The organism is Ureaplasma sp. ES3154-GEN, assembly GCF_025780075.1.
In the GTDB taxonomy this organism is placed as follows: Bacteria; Bacillota_I; Bacilli_A; order Mycoplasmatales; family Mycoplasmoidaceae; genus Ureaplasma.
In genome coordinates, this window is the sequence record NZ_JAOXHM010000006.1 from 85,820 (window position 1) to 105,361 (window position 19,542).

The following is a 19,542-nucleotide window of genomic DNA, read 5'->3' on the forward strand; positions in this document are numbered from 1 at the left end:
TTTCATCATCCTTAACCTCCGCTACAAACTCCTTATCCAAGTCTTTATGTAGCTTCTTGATAAATCAATCGTCACATTATAGCCTTTATCTTAATACTTAGGCTAATTCCTTACTTCCATTTATTCCAATTTCATCATTATCTAACATTAAGTTTATACTTTCAGTTTATTGATTTTTCTTTAAATATTGCTATAGTCTTTAATTTAATATGAATATAATCGAATATATGTAAGAATGAGACCAGGCACATTAGATAAAGATTCGACTTTACTTGATAACATTAAAGTACTTCATCAAGAATTTGAAACTAAATATGATAACGCAAAAAATACGTGATCAGAAGAAGAAATTAACAATTTATTTATTTTGTAAGCGGACAAATTACTGAATTAAAAGGTATTAAATTTTATGAGTAATGGAGGTATTATTTATAATGATGGTGAATTAAAACTCCATGAGAAGTTACACTTGATAAAGAAACCGTTTGGTTAAGAGCTGAAGAAATGGCAAAACTTTTTGGCAAAGATTGTTCTGTAATACAAAGACATATTAAAAACACATTTAAAGAGAATGAATTGAAACAAAATTCAACTTGTGCAAAATTTGCACAGGTTCAAAATGAAGGCGATAAATCTGTAGAAAGAATATATGCTTTAAGGCTATGCAGTTAATAAAAAAGATTAAACGTGTTAAACAAAGTAATAGAAATTCAATTAAACATAATCACTGATGTTCTTAATTTGAATTCTAAGAAAGTTCTTATGTTATATAAAAATAGGCAAGCTCTTGTGTTATTAGATGATTATGACCATCAAATTGTTAAAAAACCGTTTTTGTCCAACGAGGAAGCCTATAAATTAAACTATAAAGAATGTTGTTATCTAATTGATAGTATCACGTTTAGCGAAAGATCAACTATATTTTGTAAGGAGAAAAGTAAAGGTGCATTAGAAGACATTATTGATTCCGTTTATCAAACTACTTTTGAAGAAGATGTATATCCATCTGTTCAATAAAAAGATGGAAACATTCTTTATTTTATGGTCAAAGATCATCTTATGTTGATGGATACAAAAGAATTGCTGCAATTATCTTCCTACATTTCCTAAACAAAAATAATTTACTATTTAAAGGATAATGAAAAATAATTTCTGGCGGTACATTAGTAGCAACCACATTATTATTAGCCAAGTCAAAACCTGAAGAAAAAGAAATCATGATTAATGTTATTATGAATTTTTTAGGGTGGTAAGTTACATTATTTTCATACTAAAAAAGCCAACAGAATTGACTCTGTTGACTTAATTATTTTCTCTTAAAAGTGGCTTACCACTTTTTTCTTATGAAAAAGTACTCTAAAAATATTTCAGCTAACCACATGAAACCTTAGAATAATCAGCAATATCAATGGTTCCAATTACTGTTTGAGGCTACTCCCACTCAATAGTTCCTGGGGGCTTACTTGTAATATCGTAAACTACCCTATTAATACCTTTAATCTCATTAACAATTCGCGTTGCTGTTCTTCCTAATACATCAAAAGGAATTGGCGCAAACTCAGCTGTCATCCCATCAATTGAATTAACTGCACGCAAAGCTAAGGTGTATTCATATGTTCTTTGGTCGCCCATAACACCAACGGTTTTGTTATTAATGAGAACTGTGAAATGTTGTCAAATATCTTCTTCTAATCCTGCCTTTTTTAATTCTTCGTTAAAAATTGCATCACTCTCACGAACTAATGCAAGCTTTTCTTCAGTGACTTCTCCCATTACCCGAATAGCCAATCCGGGTCCAGGAAAAGGCTTACGTTGCACAAATGCTAGATTTAAACCTAGTGTTTTTCCCAATTCTCGCACTTCATCCTTAAATAAAGTTTTTAACGGTTCGATTAAACTAAAACCTAAGTCTTTAGGCAACCCCCCAACGTTATGGTGAGATTTAATTGTCTGTGCATTTTTAGTTCCCGACTCAATGATGTCAGTGTATAAGGTTCCTTGTGCAAGGAATTGCACATCTTTAATTTTGCGAGCTTCTTCTTCAAAGATCCGGATAAATTCAGCCCCAATGATTTTACGTTTTTGTTCCGGATCAGTAATAGTTGCTAGTTTATTTAAGAAACGTTCGCGTGCATCGACATAAATTAGTGATGAGTTAAATTGTTCCTGAAACATTCCAAGCACATTTTCTTTTTCGTTCTTTCGCAACAAACCGTGATCAACAAAGACACAAGTTAATTGATCACCAATTGCTTTATAAATTAATGAAGCAGTTACCATTGAGTCAACTCCACCACTAAGCGCACAGATAACTTTTTTATCTTGGACTTGGTTTTTGATTGCTTGAACTTGCTGGCCAATAAAATCTTGCATTGTTCAATTTTTTTGGGCCTTGCAAATGTTATAAACAAAATTAGCAAGCATTTCTTTTCCAAATTTTGTGTTATTAACCTCGCAGTGGAATTGAATTCCATATAGTTTTTCAGTGTGATTTTCAATCATCACATTAGCACAATCTTTTGAAGATGCAAAAGTTTCGAAGCCATTTGGTAAAAGAACTACACTGTCTTGGTGCGACATTCAAACCGTTTGGTTTTCATCTAACCCTTGTCCAATTTGCGAAGATTGATTGACTTGAATTTGTGTATACCCATACTCACCTACACCTGTTTGCGCAACTTTACCACCCAGTAAATGTGTCATTAATTGCATTCCATAACAAACACCCAAGACAGGCTTATTTAAAGTGAATATTTTTTTATCAATACTCATTGCGTTTTGTTCGTAAACTGAATTTGGCCCACCTGATAGAATAAATCCAATCACATCTTGGTCGTCAAAATATTTACTCACATCGAGATGGTCTATTAGTTCACTATAAACACCTAGTTCTCGAATCCGACGCACTAATAATTGGTTGTATTGACTTCCAAAGTCAACTACTAAAATCTTTTGCATATTTACTCCTTAACAAATTGAATTTCTTTACTTACCGGATCTAGTTTTCAAACCCGTGCTAGAGATAAAACATCAAAGTTGTGAGCATCCAGTAAAGCACGACCGGTTTGAAATGATTTTTCAATTAAAATACCAAAACAACGCATTTGCGCTTTTGCTTGCTTAACTAATTCAACCGCCCCTAAACATGCTTGACCGTTCGCTAGAAAATCATCAATAAATAAACAATTGTCGTTTGAATTCAGTAATTTTTTAGAAATTGTTACTTTATAATTAATTTTTTTAGTAAACGAATCTACGTATGCACTATATACTTCTTGATCAGTTGTTACTGCTACTGTTTTTTTAATAATCACTAATGGAACTTTTAGTTTTAATGCTACAAGAATTGCACTAGCAATCCCTGATGATTCAATAGTAATGACCTTAGTAATTTGTTTGTTTTTAAAATACTCATAAAAAGCATCTGCTAATTGATCCATCAGGATTGGGTCAACAGCGTGATTAATAAAACTATCAACTTTTAGGATTTGTTCACTTAAAACAATGCCATCAGTCTTAATACGTTCTTCTAATAATTTCATCATCTTTTTCCTTTTTTCCTTTTTTCATTTTCTTATTGATTTTATTATAAAACAAAAAAGACTACCCTAAATTGTCAGCCTTTATTTATTTTTTCTATTTATCCATTCTCTCTGCTAAATAACGAGCGACATAAACACCACTGGCAGAAGCATGTGATAACGAGTGAGTGACACCGGATGCATCCCCAATACTAAATAACCCTGGTAAAGTTGTTTCTAAATTATGGTCAACATCCACTTCCATATTATAAAATTTAACCTCCACCCCGTATAATAATGTATCATCATTTGCTGTCCCTGGGGCAATTTTATCAAGAGCATATAACATATCTACAATGTCATCTAATAAGCGTTTTGGTAAAACAAGCGAAAGATCACCTGGTGTCGCCTTTAATGTCGGTGTTAAAAAACTACTATCAATACGTGATTGTGTTGAGCGGCGTCCACTAATTAAATCACCTAAACGTTGAACAATAACTCCTCCACCTAGCATATTGCTTAAACGAGCGATATATTCCCCGTATTCATTACTATTTTTGAAGGGTTCGGTGAATTCTTGTGAAACTAATAAAGCAAAATTTGTGTTATTCGATAACATATCCTCCCCTTCATAACTATGTCCATTCGCTGTTAATAAACCTTCCGTGTCTTCTTGCACAACATATCCACGTGGATTCATACAAAAAGTTCGCACTTTATCCCCGTATGTTTTAGTTTGGTGAACAATTTTTGATTCATATAACACATCTGTTAAATGTTTAAAAATTTCGTAGGCCAATTCAACACGTACACCAATATCAACTTTATTGCTTTTGGTTTTAATATTTAGTTTTTTTGAGACTTCTTCCATTCATTTTGAACCACTACGTCCTGTACTAATAATACATTTACGCCCTGTAAATATTTGGTGATCCTCATTTGTAATAGCAAATAAACCATCATTATTCTTAACAACATCAACTATTGCTTTATTGAAATAAAAATCTACTTTATCTTTAAGTTTATCATATAAATTACCCAAAACTACTTGGTTAATATCCGTTCCCAAATGACGAACTTTTGCTCCCAATAAATATAAATCATTTTTTAAACATATGGTTTTTAAGTGGCTATCTACGTTCGCATACATTCGCGCATTTTCACCCCCATTAGCACAATTGATTTTGTCAACGTATTCCATTAAAGAAGTGGCCTCGTCTTTTCCAATATGTGCATATAAAGTTCCACCAAACTCATTAGTAATATTAAATTTTCCATCACTAAAAGCTCCAGCGCCTCCAAAACCATTCATAATTGAATAGTTTCCATTAATTCGAGTTTGCAAGTCTGGTCCCTTCTCAAAAACCGCAATTTTTAAATCAGGCCTTAATTGACTTAATTCATAGGCAGAATAAATACCACCAGGACCAGATCCAATTATTAAAACATCATACATATATCTCATTTACACCTTTTCTTATTTTGTTTGCATTTACGCAATTACTTTTAATTATATTAAGGACTGTTTTATTCTGCACAAGGAATTTTAAAAAATATCTTTTTGTGCTGTATGTTGTTAAATATAGTCCTTAGAAGGATAATAAAAATCGAACCAGTATAGTTCGATTTTTCATGTTTTTTATTTTTATTTATTATCAGTTACTAAAACAGATACTTTTGTTTTAGTTCCCATAAATTTAGTATATTTAACTGTGCCATCCACTTTAGCAAAAAGTGTATGATCTTTCCCTTGTCCAACATTTAAACCAGGATAAATACGGTTTCCTCGTTGACGATAAATAATTTGTCCAGCTTTTGTGAATTGTCCATCACCTAATTTAGCACCAAGATACTTAGGATTTGAGTCACGACCATTTTTAGATGAACCTACCCCTTTTTTTGATGCAAAAAGTTGTAAATTCACATTTCATAATAATTTTTTCATCTTACTATTCCTTTTTCAATTCGTATGTAAATTCATTAATTTCTATATATTGGTTATAACTTTGTGCTATTCCTTGGAGTTGAATAAACAACAAGTTAAGCAGTAAACTATTGTGTTTAGACTTCTTTATGATGATTAATTGGTAGTCACCATCATCGATTTGAACACTAATTGTTTTTTTATCAAACCAATTAAGCGCACTTAAACTAACTGCACTTACCCCTGCACACACTAAATCCTGCCCATAAGGAGCGGACATTGCGTGGCCTTGAATGATTAAACCATTTGGGTATTTATTTATAGAAATCATGATTTGATTAATTATTAATTGACTCAATTCTTAGTTGAGTATATGGTTGTCGGTGGCCTTGACGTTTCATATGGTGTTTTTTAGATTGGTGTTTAATAATGTTAATTTTCTTTTGTTTTCCATGTTTTAAAACAGTTGCTGTTACATAAGCATTGTTTACATATGGGTTTCCAATTTTATTTTCTAACATTACTACTTTGTCTAGTTTTACACTAGCATTAACTTCAGCATCTAGTTTTTCAACATAAATAATATCGCCTTGTTGAACTTTATATTGTTTTGCACCAGTTTGAATAATAGCAAACATATAAGTTCTCCTTTTTATCAACTTAGACTCACCATAGAGGTATTTTAATTTTTTAAAAATTAAAAGTTTAAGACCTGTTCTGCGTGGTTGAAGCTGCATATGAAAGCATACACAGCACCTATTATTATAAAGAAAAACAACTTAATTTGCAACTCCAAGGTTGATTAAGTTGTTAATTTATGTTCTATGCAATTGTAGAATTTGTTGCTTCTGATGGGTTAAATTTAATAACTAATTCTTCTGTTTGTACATTTCTCCCAATTTCATAGAATGCAATACGAATTCTTAACTCATTATCATTATAAGCACGAACAAAGAAACCTCAAGCATTAGGAATTTTTTCACGTGTAAATTCTGTTGTATCCTTGTGTAATTTGCTAATTAAATCAATAATTCGTGCGTTATTAATTGCTAATGGATGTCCTGCGGTTTCACCCTCGCTTAATTGATTATCAGTTGGAACAATTACGTAGTTTTCATTAATGAAATCTCCAATCGTCTTGTTAGGCATATTAATTGTAAGATTTTCATTTTTTCATTGATTAAACAACGCATCAATTGCTGCTTTTTGTTCATCAATTGTTCTTGGTTTTTGTGATGTACCTTGAGTAGTTGTATTTGTGCTTGGTTCGGGGTGGGGATTTTGCACATCTACACCATTAAACTTATTAACTAAATAGTTAATGTACGGTAAATCATAGTAGTCAGCAAAACTAATTTTGTGCTCATCAGTTGGTGCTACACCTTTTTCCAAATCGGTTAAATCACTAATATTATTAATATCAGATCAAGGTCTATTAGTTGTAAAATTACCTTCCACCGATGAAATTTGCAATGATGTTCCGTCCGGTAATGTTGTTGGTAAGATTGCATAAGCGCCACCACCGGTACGATTTCCAATAACAGTTGCTAAATTATTTTCTTTAGCAATCCCTGTCATAATGTTTGCGGAACTAAATGTAACAACACTTGATAAAATAAAGAATTTAAATTTATTTTTATAACTATCTAAATCAGCAAAATCACCATCTGCATTTGTGTCTACTTTAAACTCCTGACGTGAAATAGAACCACTTAAACGATTTACACTGTAGTTAACAATTGGATCATCGGTTAAAAAACCTAGTGCTTTCAACAAAGCAGCAGACATTCCACCACCGTTAAGCGAAAGGTCAATAACCACATTTTTAATTTGTGTATTAGCTGGATTTTCATTATTTTTCGTTGCTAATTCTAATGCTTTTTTAAATAAGGTAAAAGTGTCTTGACCAATTGATTCGTTTTGAATTGCTCTTTTTGAACCTACAACAAAGTTCGGAGGCATTACAAACATTGTTGAGCCATTTGAAGATACTAATGTACCATCTGGATTTTGAATTCCTTGTTGTGTAAAGTAATTACGTTTTTGTTCACTTAAAAAGATACTTGTTAGATAAACATTTTGGAAAGCTAAGTTCTGGTTACCCAAACGCTGGTTTGGTCCAACATTGTAGCTATTATAGAATGAAACTGATTTTATAGATGAGTGTAAATCCTGCAAATTATTTTGAATAACATCAATATAACCATTGTTATTGTCTTCTACATTTGTTGATAGCAATAATTTCTTTTGGTATGGAGATAAAGTATCTTCCCATTTTTGACCATTAGGGAATTTTTCATACTTTAAACCATAAAAGTTATTCATCAAGAAACGTAGTGTGTTGTAGTTGTACTGACGATCTTTTTCTGTTTGGGTAGCAGAATTTAATTTATTTTGCTTAATCTCTTCGTATTTTGGACGGCCAGGAGCTACAAACATGGAAACCCCACTAATATATTCCCCATTAAAGTTCAAGTTGTAATAGTTTGGGGAATTAAAAAGGATATTAAAAATTGATAATGGTATTAAAACATCATTCCCATTTTCGATAAATTTAAGATCAGCTTCCTGCAATGAAAAAGTTCAACTTCGTTTGTTTGGATCGCTCTTTGTCTGCGTTTCTGAACCTTCTAAAAATTGTAGGTAATCTAAATCATTATTAGCGTGTGTGAATCTGTTGAAGTAAGGTGAATCAATTGTAAAAGTATTATTTGCAGTATCAACAATTACCTTTGCATTTTGGTTGCCAAAACTAATGTTATACGTTCAAATACTACCTGTATGTTCAACTAATGTAAAACGTTCGCTTTCAAACACACCCTTCATACGATAAACCATATCCATTAAACCAACATAAAGTACTTTATCACCATTTTCTTGGTAAGTCGTAACTTTACTTTTTTGAACATCAAATGCAGGAAAGAAATTTAAGAAAGTATATGATTCAGCAGTTAAATTTGCTGCAGTCGCATTCTCCTTTTGTTTTGCATTAATATTATTTCTAATGGTTTCAGACAATTTTATTAATGCATCTTTATTTGTTTTAATTGCAACTGGATCAGAGTTTTGGGTAATTTCGTTTGTTAATTCACTAAATTGAGATTGAGAAGATGTTAGTAATTCGCTGTATTTAACCTGATCTAAAAATTTCAATATAGTTTCAACATTTGTTTTAGCTTTTTCGTATTCTGCAAAAGCAACTGATGTTTGCGCAAACGCATCTACTAGTTTCTTTTTCCGAGCACTTAGATTTGCAAAACCTTCTTTAATGGCCACAATTTTTAGATCTAGATCAGCCTTAGTCGCCTCCTTATCTACTAGTTCTGTATTCGCTTTTGTAAATAGTTCATTTGTATCACTAAGTAATTTGTTATATGTTTCTGAAGTGCTGTATTTTTTAGATTCTCTTTTTAAACCATCTAAAAGAGATACGACATTAGTAATTTGTTGTGCAAAATCAGCGCGTGTCTTTAATAAAACATATGCACTACTGAATTTATCGGTGTTTGCTTGATCATCATTTACAATAACATCTAATTCTGCTAGTACTTCTTCAGCAAGTGTCGTTAACCCAGCATAATCAACTTTACTTGTTTTTTTCTTTACAAAATTTGTTTTTAATTCCTCGATTTTTGTCTTAATTGATGCTAAATTATTATCATCTGTTGTCTGAGAAGCAGAAGTTGATGGTTTATCTTGATTTATATTAGGATTCGAAGTTGATGGTTGGTCTTGCTTTGGGTCTTCGGTTTGATTTTTTTGAGCATTACAAGCGGCAGCTACAGCAAGAATCATAGTTGTTAAAGGTACAGTTGATAACGCTCATCATAATTTCCTTTTAAGGTTTTGTTTTTTCATATTTTTTCCTTTCGGTGGCCATTTTTTGAGTATTATAAATTATAGCACACAGGTTTTTCGTTCATAAATAAAGGAGTATTTAATCTTTTGATTTTTGGCAATGTTCACAAAAATATGTGCCACGGCCATTTAATTTAATTTTTTTAACTGGATTGTTGCATTGATAACACAATTGTTTATCACGCCCGTGAATCTGCAAACAATTTTGGTAAGAACCAACACGGTCTTGATCAATCTGGAACGTGTGAATACTCGTTCCATCGTGATCAATCGAATCTCTTAATATGCGTTTAGCGTGTTGGTAGATATTTTGATAATCAAACAATGTTAGTTGAGTGCATTGAACAATCGGGTGAATCTTTGCGGCAAACAAAATCTCATTTGCATAAATATTCCCAATTCCACTAATTCGTTGTTGATCTAATAGGGTTGTTTTTATATCTTTTTTTAAATGATGCAGCTGGTCATAAAAATACTGACCGTCTACTTCTGGATCCAATGGATCCTTATTTACTTTTTTTAATTCTTTAGATGAAACTAAATCATCACGATGATATACATGAAACGTTCCAAATTGGCGAGTGTCATAATAAATCAAACGCTTCTGATTGTCTAAATGAAAGATAATGTGTGAATGTGCACGGTTAATAAATTCGTCTTCGTTAACATAATAAAACCGCCCTTCCATTCGTAAATGAACTTGCAAAACATAATCATTACTCATCATAAACAATAGGTATTTACCAACCCGTTTGATTTCACGAATAAAAGTATTAGTAAACATCTGCACAAAATCTATCGGTTTTAAATTTTTAATGATTTTTGGCAGATGAACATCAATATGATTAATATTTTTAGCACAAACTTGGCTATTTAAATGATTAACAATCACTTGGACTTCTGGTAATTCTGGCATATTTCAAATCCTAATCCGCAAATGAAAAATTAATTTTTCATTTGCTTAAAAATTCTTTTAAATCGTCATCTCTGCGGGTTTTAACTATAAAATCGTGCAGTGGTTGATCTTTTAATAAATCTGTTTTAATTCGTGCTAAATCATAACACATATAGGCACTATTCTTTCCATTAATTAATTTGGTCCTTAATCCGTTGGGATGAACATTGATTTGTTCATAAATGTTATTTAAATCATGATAGTCATAAAGCAGTTGCAGTGCAGTTTGTTTTCCAATTCCCTTAACCCCTAGTAAGTGATCTGAGCTATCACCCGCTAATGCCTTAAAATCAATAATTTGAGCAGGAGTAAGTTGGTTGTTTTGTGATGCAAAATTACTTATTGTATTAGTTTGCAAAACACTAACACCTGTTTTAAATAAATGAACATCAGTTCAATTATTTACAAGTTGCAGCATATCCTTATCCGAACTATACACATCAATTTTAATCCTATGTTCGTTGCATAATGCTGCAAATGATCCAACAAGATCATCCGCCTCATAACCTGGATAAACATAAGTTTTTAGACCAAGTAAATGAAATAATTCATTAATTGGCTCAAGTTGTTGAACTAATGCCTCATCCATTGGTTTCCGATTTTTTTTATAATCCTCATACATTCCTGAACGCAGGGTTTTGTAAGGGCTATCAAGTGCTACTAGGGCGTAATCATATGACTGAAACTGCATTATTTTTTTCAACATTTGACAAACCAATTTAATCGCATTGTTGGGTGGGAGATTGTGTTTCTGATTATACTCAAGTTGTTTATATGACGCAAAATATGCCCGATAAATCAAAGCACTCGCATCTAAAACAAAAGCTTTTTGACTCATTTTTATACCACCCGTACATTCGTGACCCTAAGATAACGATCATTTTTTTCTAAATATATTTCATATTGGTTGTTAATGATTCATTGGTAATCATTAAAACAATTAACATCATAAATATGATTCTTATATGTAAATCTGACACTTCAAAATTTGTTTTTATTCTTTGTTATTTTTTGTTTAACATCATTAATTTGAACACTAATTCACTCTCGAATAGGTAACGCTGACTGTTCTTCTTTTAGAAGATCTAGTCAACTTGTTCCCAAATAATTAATTTCGTCTGCGATAAATTCACTATTACTTGCGAGATTAAATTCATTTTCTATTTCTTGTTTATCAATACTAAAAAAACCATCAGGGATTAATTCGAGCACAGAGAAGTGCTTAATTAAATTTGCTAATAAAAATTTACGTGACACACCATAACTATCAAAGGCACCAATCTTAATTAAAATTTCAACGTTTTTCTGGCTAACCTTATTGTTTTTTAAGTTTAAAAAACATTCTCAATAACTTTTTGTCTTGCGGTTAGTTTGCATAATTTTTTTACAAATTTCATTCCCAAAACCTTTAATGATTTGAAATCCAAAGTAAATTGTTTTATTTTGCACATTGCCATAAAAACCGGTATGACTGTGACGAATATCGATTGGCAAAACATTAATTTGATACATTCTAACTTGTTGTAGATAAGGTTTTAGTTTATTTTTTGCATGGCTCTGGTTATTCAAAAGCGATATCATAAAATCCATTGGATAATGGTGTTTTAAGTAAGCTAATCAATAACTCACTAAAGAATAAGCTAATGAATGTGAATGATTGAATCCATAATTACCAAATTTGTGGATATATTCATATCAATGTAATGCATCAGCTACTGAGTAATTATTTTTAACAGCATTACTAACAAAATGTTCTTTTAATAAATCTAATTGTTGATTATCCTTTTTAGAAATTGCACGGCGGAATAAATCCGCTTGTGCAGCATCAAATTGGGCAATAATTTGAACTAATTTAATGACCTGCTCCTGATAAACAATAATCCCATAAGTTGGAGCAAGAATCTCTTTAATTGCATTATTTGCATATTTCACTTGCTGTGGATATCGCCGGTTTGCTATGTATTGATTGATTTGTTCCTGAGCTCCCGGTCGTAGTAGCGCAGAAACCAATGATATATCTTCAATACTTTGCGGCTTAATGCGCTTAATTAAGTTAGTCATTGCAGGTGATTCTAGTTGGAAAATCCCATGGGTTTGACCGTTTGATAAATCCTTAAAAACAGCAGAATCATTGTAGTTAATATTTAGTAAATCCACTTTGATATTGTAATTTTGTGTTAGTCGCATTTGAATATCTTGTAGAAATGTCAAATTTATTAGACCTAGCAAATCGATTTTAATCAGTCCGAATCGTTCTAAATATTCCATACTGTATTGTGATAAAAAACGATCATTCATTCCTTTCTGCAAAGGAATAACTTCTCTTAATAATGATTGTGAAAGAATAATCCCTGCTGCATGGGTTCCAATATTTCGAGGAATATTAATTAATTTAATTGCTAAATCAAATAATTGTGGATAGCGTTCGTAGTCTTGATGAAGTTTTTGCAATAACAAGGAAATATTATTATCATCATCAAGATTATCAATGCTCTTGCAAATATTATTAATAGTATTCAAATTAATTTGCAAAATTCGACCAACATCACGAATAGCTGTTTTGATTTTAATTCGCTGAAATGTCACGATGTATGCAGTGTGCTCGTTAGTATATTTATCAAATAAATACTCGAATACTTCATCTCGTCGACGATCCATAATATCAATATCAATATCTGGCATTGTCTTTCGCTTTGGATTTAAAAATCGCTCAAAGACTAGGTTATATTTAATCGGATCTACATCTGTAATATTTAAACAAAATGCAACTAATGAACCCGCTGCACTCCCACGTCCTGGTCCAATAAGAATATCCTGATTTTTTGCATAATTAATAAAATCCGCGACAATCAAAAAATAATCTTCAAAATGCATCTGAGTAATCACATTAATTTCATATTCAAGACGTACTTGATAATTTTTATATAAAGGATGATTGTTCCCAATACGTTGTTCTAAGCCATCCTGGCATAGTTGTTCTAATAATGCCGAAGAAACAATTAAACTACTAGGTTGAAATACTGGAATATTCATTGGTAAGTTTTTGATTTCTAAATGAACTTGGGTTAATAACTTATTTAAATTTTCTAAACCAATAGGTAAATAATTATTTACTAAATCGTCAAAATTATACAGATATGCATCACGATTATTTTCTAAACCAGTTTCTTCTTCAAATAACTTATTATTTTTAATCACATGTAAGGCAACATATGCTTCATAATCATCTGCGTCTTTAAAATAGGCACTATGGCAAGCAATATAATTGGGTGCCGATAAATCATCAGCAACGAAAAAATGCGGGTCATCAAATGTGATATCGCCCTGTTTTCTAATGATAAAAAGATGAGGGGTAATATTTAATAAAAACTCTTCTTCTAGCATTAAATGAGATGATATTTTCATCAACTGCTGATAGCCATAATAATCCTTAGCAATCACAACAAGAAGACTATTTTTATAAATAAACTCTAATCCCAAAACTGGCTTCAATTGGTGTTTAATTGCTAGATCGTAAAATTCCACTGCTCCGTACATATTATTCACATCTGTCAAGCAAACGTATAACATTTGGTTTTTTTTAGCAAATAAAACTAGATCTTCAATACTGAGTGTTGAAGATAAGAGTGAATAGTGTGAATGGGCATTGAGATTAGCGTACATAAATTATTTTTGTTTCTCTTTTTGTTTAATTAGTTCTTTAATTTGTTTACGTTTTTTAGGATCAGTTACCTCATAATCTAATTGATACTGAAGATCTTCAATTGATTGCTCATGTAATGGTTTATCTGTAAAAATGTCATTAACATCAAAAACTGACGTGACTAAATCATGTTTTTTCTTATTGTTCATAATTACTCCTTTGATTATCAACTTCACATATTAATGTTTGTAAATCGTTAATAAAGTTTTTTAATTCATCTAGACTTTTTAAATAACAACCAGATGCTAAATCATGTCCCCCACCATTATATTTATTTGCTACTAAACGAATCGGATAAACACTAGAGCGTAAAGAAATTTTATAATGGTTATCTTCAGGTACATAATAAATTACAAATCAAATTTGCGCTTCTTTAATACTTGCAAGTAGATTAACTTTTTCTCCTCAACGGTCAAAATTATATATTTCATTTCATGCAGGATCAACTAATAAATAACCAATATTGTTTTCAATATGCATTTTTGTCATTAATTGAGCATCAAACAAAGCTTCCTTGTATGATCGACTATACAGTTTACTATAAATTGGATGATGTTGAACGCCATTTTCATTAAACCAAGCCATTAAGTAATATGTATCTTTATCAACCTTATCGTACATCAACCGATTTGAATCAGTAGTTAATCCAATCAATAAATACTCAAGAGTTTTACGGTCATAGTTTAATTTGCTTTCTTTAATTGCTAAACCTATTATTTCACATGCTGCAACCGATGTTTCATCAACATAAGAAAAATTTGTAAACGTTGGGTTTTTAATATGGTGGTCAATCAATATCGTTTTTTTGCAAAAGCTATGTTGATGAGTTAAAACACGTTCATCATTTGCTGTATCAACAATAAACCCTACAGAATCTTTAATAAAATCAAGACTAACTTCTTCGTTACTGAATTCAAAAAAACCTTTAAAATCCGCCGAATTTAAAATATTAGTTCCAATAATTTTAACATCTAATCAAAAGGCATTTAATCGTAAAAAACGGGCCAACGCAAATGCACTTCCCAAAGCATCTCCATCGGGATTAATATGCACAAAAATACTAGCTTTATTATATCCTTCGGTATGTTTAATTCATTCGAATGCAGCAGTTTGATAATTAATCATTATTTTTATTTAAATCCTTTACATTAATTTTTGTAATATGGTTATTAATCGTTGATTCTAAAATACCTTCAATAACAATTGATTCATTTTCTAATGCTTTAACCATCGCAAGTTTTGGCGATGTTGCCGGAGCGGGAGGAGCAAACGCGGAACACGAATCATCATAAGGTAATATACTTGTTGCATAAGTATTATATTTAATTGCTAATTCAATGATCTCACTCTTATCATAGGTCACCAATGGACGAATGATCAAAAAATCTGAAATTGCATCCGAAATCACTTTCATTGAGGTTGTAGTTTGGCTAGCAACCTGATTTAATGATTCTCCAGTTACTAGGAAGTCTGCGCTGTTTTCCAAAGCAACCGCTTTTGCAATTCGCATAAAATATCGACGCATCAAAATAATACGATAAGAAGGTTTTGAGACATGCCCTAATTCTTCTAACATTGGTGTAAAATTACAAATAAATAAACGAGCATTGCACAATTTATTGCCTAGGGTAATTAACGAAGATAAATCTTTAACCTTATCTAAAGCTTTTTCTTTTGTGTGTGGTGGGGTAATAAAAGTAATAAAATCAACCGCAATTCCTCGTTTCATCACCTGACGAGCTGCAACAGGGGAATCAATTCCACCTGATAATAAAACTAATGCACGTCCATTAATTCCAACAGGCAAACCCTTGGCTCCCTGAATTTTTTTATAATATATAAAACATTCATTATAATTAATTTCAACGGTAATTAATAAATCTGGCTGGTGAACATCAACTTTTAATGTTTTATTGTTGCGTAATAAGACACCAGCTAAGTGGCGTTTTAATTCGTCAGAATTGTACCCAAATGTTTTATCTTTGCGCTTTGCTTCGATTTTAAAAGTTAAATTATCCTTTTTGATTAAAGATAAAGTTGTTTGTTCAATAAGATTAATATCCTTAGGAATTTTATATGCTAAACTAAAATGAGCAATACCATTAACTTCTTTTAAAATTTCTATAATTTTTTCTAAATCATTATCTGTAAAATTTTCAATAAGTGCAAAATCATACGCAATTTGAAAAACCAAATTATCGAATTGCGCTAGTGCTTGTTTAATGTTCCTTCCTAAACATTGAACAAAGGATTGTCTATTTTTCCCTTTTAATGTTAATTCGCCGTATTTAATGTAAATTATTTGTTTATTCATATATTAAATCATTTCTTATCTTTAGGGGTTAGTTCTGGAGAAATTCCAGTTTCAATATGTTGTTTATATCATTCTTTGCAAGGGTCATAAACAACGTTTTTAAATTTTTCCAAGTCAACACTAAAATCTTGGAACCATAAATCAGCTGTTGCAGGATCATAGCTGTTTGGGTCAATGTAATGTTTTGTGTCTAAAAAACTAACCACAAACATACCTTTTGTCTGGTTACGCAAATATAGATATAAACCTAGTTGTAACATATAATTTTTAGGAATTGTGAGCTCATTATTAACAAATCAGCTGGCTTTTTTTGCTCCTATTTCCTTTACAATTGGATAATCATTTTGATCTTTTTGTAAAACCGGAATCTCATCAACAACTTTGTACAAAAACTTATCCACTGAGGATGTTTTAATTTCTAACATTGGGCCATAATTGTAATCAACGGCATTTTCCAAATTAATTGGCTCGCCATCTGGAATACCACCAAAAATTGGATCTTCTTTGAACATATCAAAACCAATTTTAATTGGATCGTATGAAACAAACCTATGAGGAAGTCGCAGATGAACCTCGTTAAAAATTTTACTTTCAATGATATTCCCCGCATTTGCATGTATTGGATCAATGTCTTCTTTGTAGATACGCACCATTGAACATCACACTTTTAATGGGGAGGCATATTCTCCTAAACCCATAATCTCTCCCAAACGACTACCTGTAATTTTGGCAAAACGGTGCTTATTCTCTTCAACATATTTTTTAGTCAAAATAATCCGATTATCTTGAAGAATAAAATCTTCTCCGTATTTTTTAATAAATGGCATAATAATTCCTTATTTTTTAGTATTATATATATTTTACAAGGTTATTTACTAAATTATTAAACCTATTTTCTAATATAATTAACCGTATTAAAAAAACAAATTACTATCAACAAACCATGTTTTTTAGAATTTAATAAGAAATGTTGCCATTAGCATTTGACATTTAATTTTAAAATCCTTAGAATTATTAGTTTAATAGTAATTACAAAATCTGTCTTGTGTCATTAACAATAGATAATAATTTTTCTTATTTTGTGTTATAATATTAAAAGACTTATAAACTGATTTAATAAATTTTCACTGAGGAGGCGATTATATGGCTAATATTGTATCAAACGAAAAATCTTACCGTCACAACGAAAAGGTTCGTAAACAAAATCACTCAAAGATGTCTAAATTACGTACTGTGGTTAAGAAAGTGCGTAATTCTGAAAACCTTGAAAATACAGCAGTTGCTTACTCAGTCATTGATAAAACTGCATCAAAAGGTGTTATTCATAAAAACAAAGCGGCACGTTTAAAATCACGTACAGCTAAGGCTTTAAATAAAACTGTTGCTCAACAAGCAGCATAGTTATATAAAAATGAAGTAAAAAAACAACACTGTATGGTGTTGTTTTTTTATTTTTTGCCGTTAGGGTTCATTTGAATTCCTCTGTTGCCTTGGTTTTTAGCGTAGGTAGAATTTGTGCCTTTGGTCCCTTTATTCGGATTCGATATGTCTGCGTTATGATTTCGGGCCATTAAATAATACACCACCTTTCTGTTGATTAAATATTTCTTTCGAATTAAAAAGTAGCATTTTCACACTTATATTATATCTGGTTTTAAAATAATAAATATTCCTTCAATAATTAGTTGTATAAATAAATATATATTAGCTTTGCTAAAAATATGCATTTCAGTTAAAATTTATCTATATCCAAAAAGGAGGATTATTATGAAAAAAACAGTTGTTTTATACGCACGGATTTGTCCAACAGATCCAGTCCATACAAAATACTTATTTGATGCGTTTGCAAATGAAACTAATTTTGACACACGCTTCATTGATGCATCGCAACCGTTTGATTTTGAAAAAGAAAAAGAATTTATTTACCAATACGACCGAATTATCTTCTTATTCACAATTAATTGATTTAATATGCCATGATCATTATCACGTTATTTTGCAGAAGTATGACGCACTAAACCGTTTAATGTAACTGGCAAAGATGTTTATAAAGTAATAACAACCGGTCGTAAGCAAGAACATTACCAACGCACAGGTGAAAATGCTAGTGGGTATAATGTAGATGATTATTTAAATAATATGAATGGAATGTTGAAATCCGTAAAAACTAACATTAAGGAAACATTTACTTACCATAACTGTGTAGAATACAATCCCGAAACCCTTAAAGAATTTAAAGACGAAGTTATTAAGTTTTTTAACAATCTAGATTAAATGCAATTAATAAAAATTCTTCATAATTTTATTAAAAATAAACAATATCAAAAACAAAATAAACATGATTGAGCCTGAACTAATCATGTTTATTTTTATGAATATGAAAACAAAAACTATTATATCCGTCTTAAAAATAACTTTCTAAATCCCTATGAACCTCTGTTGTTTAACCATTATTTTACTGCCGATCATTATTACGATCCAATCAATCATAATTTAATTAGTGTTGCACTTGCTACTGATAAAAATAATATAGTTGATGATTGATATTTAAATCATTTATTTACTTTTTTAGTAGATTTAGAAAATAATGAAATTGTTGATATTATTGCTCAAAAAATGTATTTTGACTTCCAAGAATATATCAACATTGTTCCTAGTAATAAATTCAAAGATAAATTTTTGAGCTTATACGAAGAATTTAAAAGAAGTTTGACATTAGTTTTATCGCATAATGATTTATCAATCTTTAATATTATTACAAACAAAAGGACTAATTTATTTCAAGTTATCGACTTTGAACTTGCAGCATATAGTTTTAAATATTATGATTTATTTAATTTTATACGTTCAATCGAAGATATAAACCAACAGCATTTAGTACTTAATGTTATTAAAAGTAAATATCTTTTTAATGATTCATTTATTTATTCATATATGTTTTTTGTAAACTACTTTGCTTACACATGAGCGGTTTATCAAACAAAAATAGGGCATAAATCATTTATTAAACCATATATCAAACACACAGAAAATCAATACGAATATTGGTATTATAAAATAAAATTGTAATGTTTAAACATTACAATTTTATTTTTATTCCATTGCTTTTTATAGCTTAAATATTTTGTCTTTTTTAAAACAAAAAAGAACTGATTACTCAGTTCTTTAATTTAATTTGCGTGGCGATTTCCTATTTTGTTTTAAACTATCTTCGGCTCGAAAGTGCTTGACTTCTGTGTTCGGGATGGGAACAGGTATTTCCACTTT

General features: G+C 30.6%; 20 protein-coding genes, 1 rRNA gene and 1 other annotated feature. Of the genes, 6 read left to right on the plus strand and 15 right to left on the minus strand.

Annotation, left to right across the window (positions count from 1 at the left end):
* Positions 1-235: 235 nt before the first annotated feature.
* The 3 genes from OF377_RS03095 to OF377_RS03105 all read left to right on the plus strand — a co-directional run bounded on the left by OF377_RS03095 (position 236) and on the right by OF377_RS03105 (position 1,017).
* On the plus strand, positions 236-373 hold the full coding sequence (locus tag OF377_RS03095) for a hypothetical protein (RefSeq protein ID WP_263836423.1): 138 nt from the start codon (positions 236-238) through the stop codon (positions 371-373).
* 131 nt (positions 374-504) lie between these two features.
* Positions 505-672, plus strand: a complete 168-nt coding sequence (locus OF377_RS03100) for a hypothetical protein (RefSeq protein WP_263836424.1) — start codon at positions 505-507, stop codon at positions 670-672.
* A 15-nt stretch (positions 673-687) separates the two neighbouring features.
* Positions 688-1,017, plus strand: coding sequence for a hypothetical protein (locus OF377_RS03105; RefSeq protein WP_263836425.1), 330 nt, complete (start codon positions 688-690; stop codon positions 1,015-1,017).
* Between the two features lie 414 nt (positions 1,018-1,431).
* Here OF377_RS03105 and guaA read toward each other — a convergent pair whose 3' ends face one another.
* From guaA to OF377_RS03175, 14 genes are all read right to left on the minus strand, one after another.
* A complete protein-coding gene (gene guaA / locus OF377_RS03110; RefSeq protein WP_263836426.1) occupies positions 1,432-2,958 on the minus strand; it encodes a glutamine-hydrolyzing GMP synthase in 1,527 nt (508 codons plus the stop codon).
* 2 nt (positions 2,959-2,960) lie between these two features.
* A complete protein-coding gene (locus tag OF377_RS03115; protein ID WP_263836427.1) occupies positions 2,961-3,542 on the minus strand; it encodes a xanthine phosphoribosyltransferase in 582 nt (193 codons plus the stop codon).
* A 94-nt stretch (positions 3,543-3,636) separates the two neighbouring features.
* A complete protein-coding gene (locus tag OF377_RS03120; protein ID WP_263836428.1) occupies positions 3,637-4,986 on the minus strand; it encodes an NAD(P)/FAD-dependent oxidoreductase in 1,350 nt (449 codons plus the stop codon).
* A 180-nt stretch (positions 4,987-5,166) separates the two neighbouring features.
* Positions 5,167-5,466 carry a 50S ribosomal protein L27 gene (gene rpmA / locus OF377_RS03125; protein WP_263836429.1) on the minus strand — a complete coding sequence of 100 codons (300 nt, stop codon included), beginning with the start codon at positions 5,464-5,466 and terminating at the stop codon, positions 5,167-5,169.
* A gap of 4 nt (positions 5,467-5,470) precedes the next feature.
* Positions 5,471-5,776, minus strand: coding sequence for a ribosomal-processing cysteine protease Prp (locus tag OF377_RS03130; protein WP_263836430.1), 306 nt, complete (start codon positions 5,774-5,776; stop codon positions 5,471-5,473).
* A gap of 7 nt (positions 5,777-5,783) precedes the next feature.
* Positions 5,784-6,083: a 50S ribosomal protein L21 gene (gene rplU / locus OF377_RS03135; RefSeq protein WP_263836431.1), complete on the minus strand. Its 300-nt coding sequence runs from the start codon at positions 6,081-6,083 to the stop codon at positions 5,784-5,786.
* Positions 6,084-6,097: 14 nt separating this feature from the next.
* Positions 6,098-6,182: a sequence feature (ribosomal protein L21 leader region), on the minus strand.
* Between the two features lie 85 nt (positions 6,183-6,267).
* Positions 6,268-9,303, minus strand: coding sequence for a S41 family peptidase (locus OF377_RS03140; RefSeq protein ID WP_263836432.1), 3,036 nt, complete (start codon positions 9,301-9,303; stop codon positions 6,268-6,270).
* A 79-nt stretch (positions 9,304-9,382) separates the two neighbouring features.
* Positions 9,383-10,219 (minus strand): DNA-formamidopyrimidine glycosylase, encoded by an 837-nt coding sequence (gene mutM / locus OF377_RS03145; RefSeq protein ID WP_263836433.1) that lies wholly within the window; start codon positions 10,217-10,219, stop codon positions 9,383-9,385.
* Between the two features lie 10 nt (positions 10,220-10,229).
* A complete protein-coding gene (locus OF377_RS03150; RefSeq protein ID WP_263836434.1) occupies positions 10,230-11,096 on the minus strand; it encodes a 5'-3' exonuclease in 867 nt (288 codons plus the stop codon).
* A 2-nt stretch (positions 11,097-11,098) separates the two neighbouring features.
* The gene (dnaE, locus tag OF377_RS03155) at positions 11,099-13,921 is read right to left on the minus strand and encodes a DNA polymerase III subunit alpha (RefSeq protein WP_263836435.1); all 2,823 of its coding nucleotides are present in this window, start codon (positions 13,919-13,921) and stop codon (positions 11,099-11,101) included.
* 3 nt (positions 13,922-13,924) lie between these two features.
* Positions 13,925-14,110, minus strand: a complete 186-nt coding sequence (locus OF377_RS03160; RefSeq protein WP_263836436.1) for a hypothetical protein — start codon at positions 14,108-14,110, stop codon at positions 13,925-13,927.
* Positions 14,100-15,086, minus strand: a complete 987-nt coding sequence (locus tag OF377_RS03165) for a DHH family phosphoesterase (protein ID WP_263836437.1) — start codon at positions 15,084-15,086, stop codon at positions 14,100-14,102. Before OF377_RS03165 ends, OF377_RS03160 begins: the two co-directional genes overlap by 11 nt.
* Positions 15,079-16,275, minus strand: coding sequence for a tRNA uracil 4-sulfurtransferase ThiI (gene thiI, locus OF377_RS03170; RefSeq protein ID WP_263836438.1), 1,197 nt, complete (start codon positions 16,273-16,275; stop codon positions 15,079-15,081). The genes OF377_RS03165 and thiI overlap by 8 nt, the downstream gene beginning before the upstream one ends.
* Positions 16,260-17,102: an MPN551 family DNA-binding protein gene (locus OF377_RS03175; protein WP_263836439.1), complete on the minus strand. Its 843-nt coding sequence runs from the start codon at positions 17,100-17,102 to the stop codon at positions 16,260-16,262. The genes thiI and OF377_RS03175 overlap by 16 nt, the downstream gene beginning before the upstream one ends.
* Positions 17,103-17,418: 316 nt before the next feature.
* Between OF377_RS03175 and rpsT the strand changes: the two genes are divergently transcribed.
* The 3 genes from rpsT (at position 17,419) to OF377_RS03190 (ending at position 19,344) form a co-directional block, all read left to right on the plus strand.
* Complete coding sequence (gene rpsT, locus OF377_RS03180) at positions 17,419-17,676, plus strand: 30S ribosomal protein S20 (RefSeq protein ID WP_263836440.1); 258 nt, start codon at positions 17,419-17,421, stop codon at positions 17,674-17,676.
* A 366-nt stretch (positions 17,677-18,042) separates the two neighbouring features.
* On the plus strand, positions 18,043-18,549 hold the full coding sequence (locus OF377_RS03185) for an NAD(P)H-dependent oxidoreductase (protein WP_263836441.1): 507 nt from the start codon (positions 18,043-18,045) through the stop codon (positions 18,547-18,549).
* A complete protein-coding gene (locus OF377_RS03190; RefSeq protein ID WP_263836442.1) occupies positions 18,550-19,344 on the plus strand; it encodes a phosphotransferase in 795 nt (264 codons plus the stop codon). It abuts the gene before it with no gap.
* Positions 19,345-19,452: 108 nt separating this feature from the next.
* On the opposite strand, the gene rrf is transcribed toward OF377_RS03190, so the two are convergent.
* Positions 19,453-19,542 (minus strand): 5S ribosomal RNA (gene rrf, locus OF377_RS03195); the annotation flags it as partial.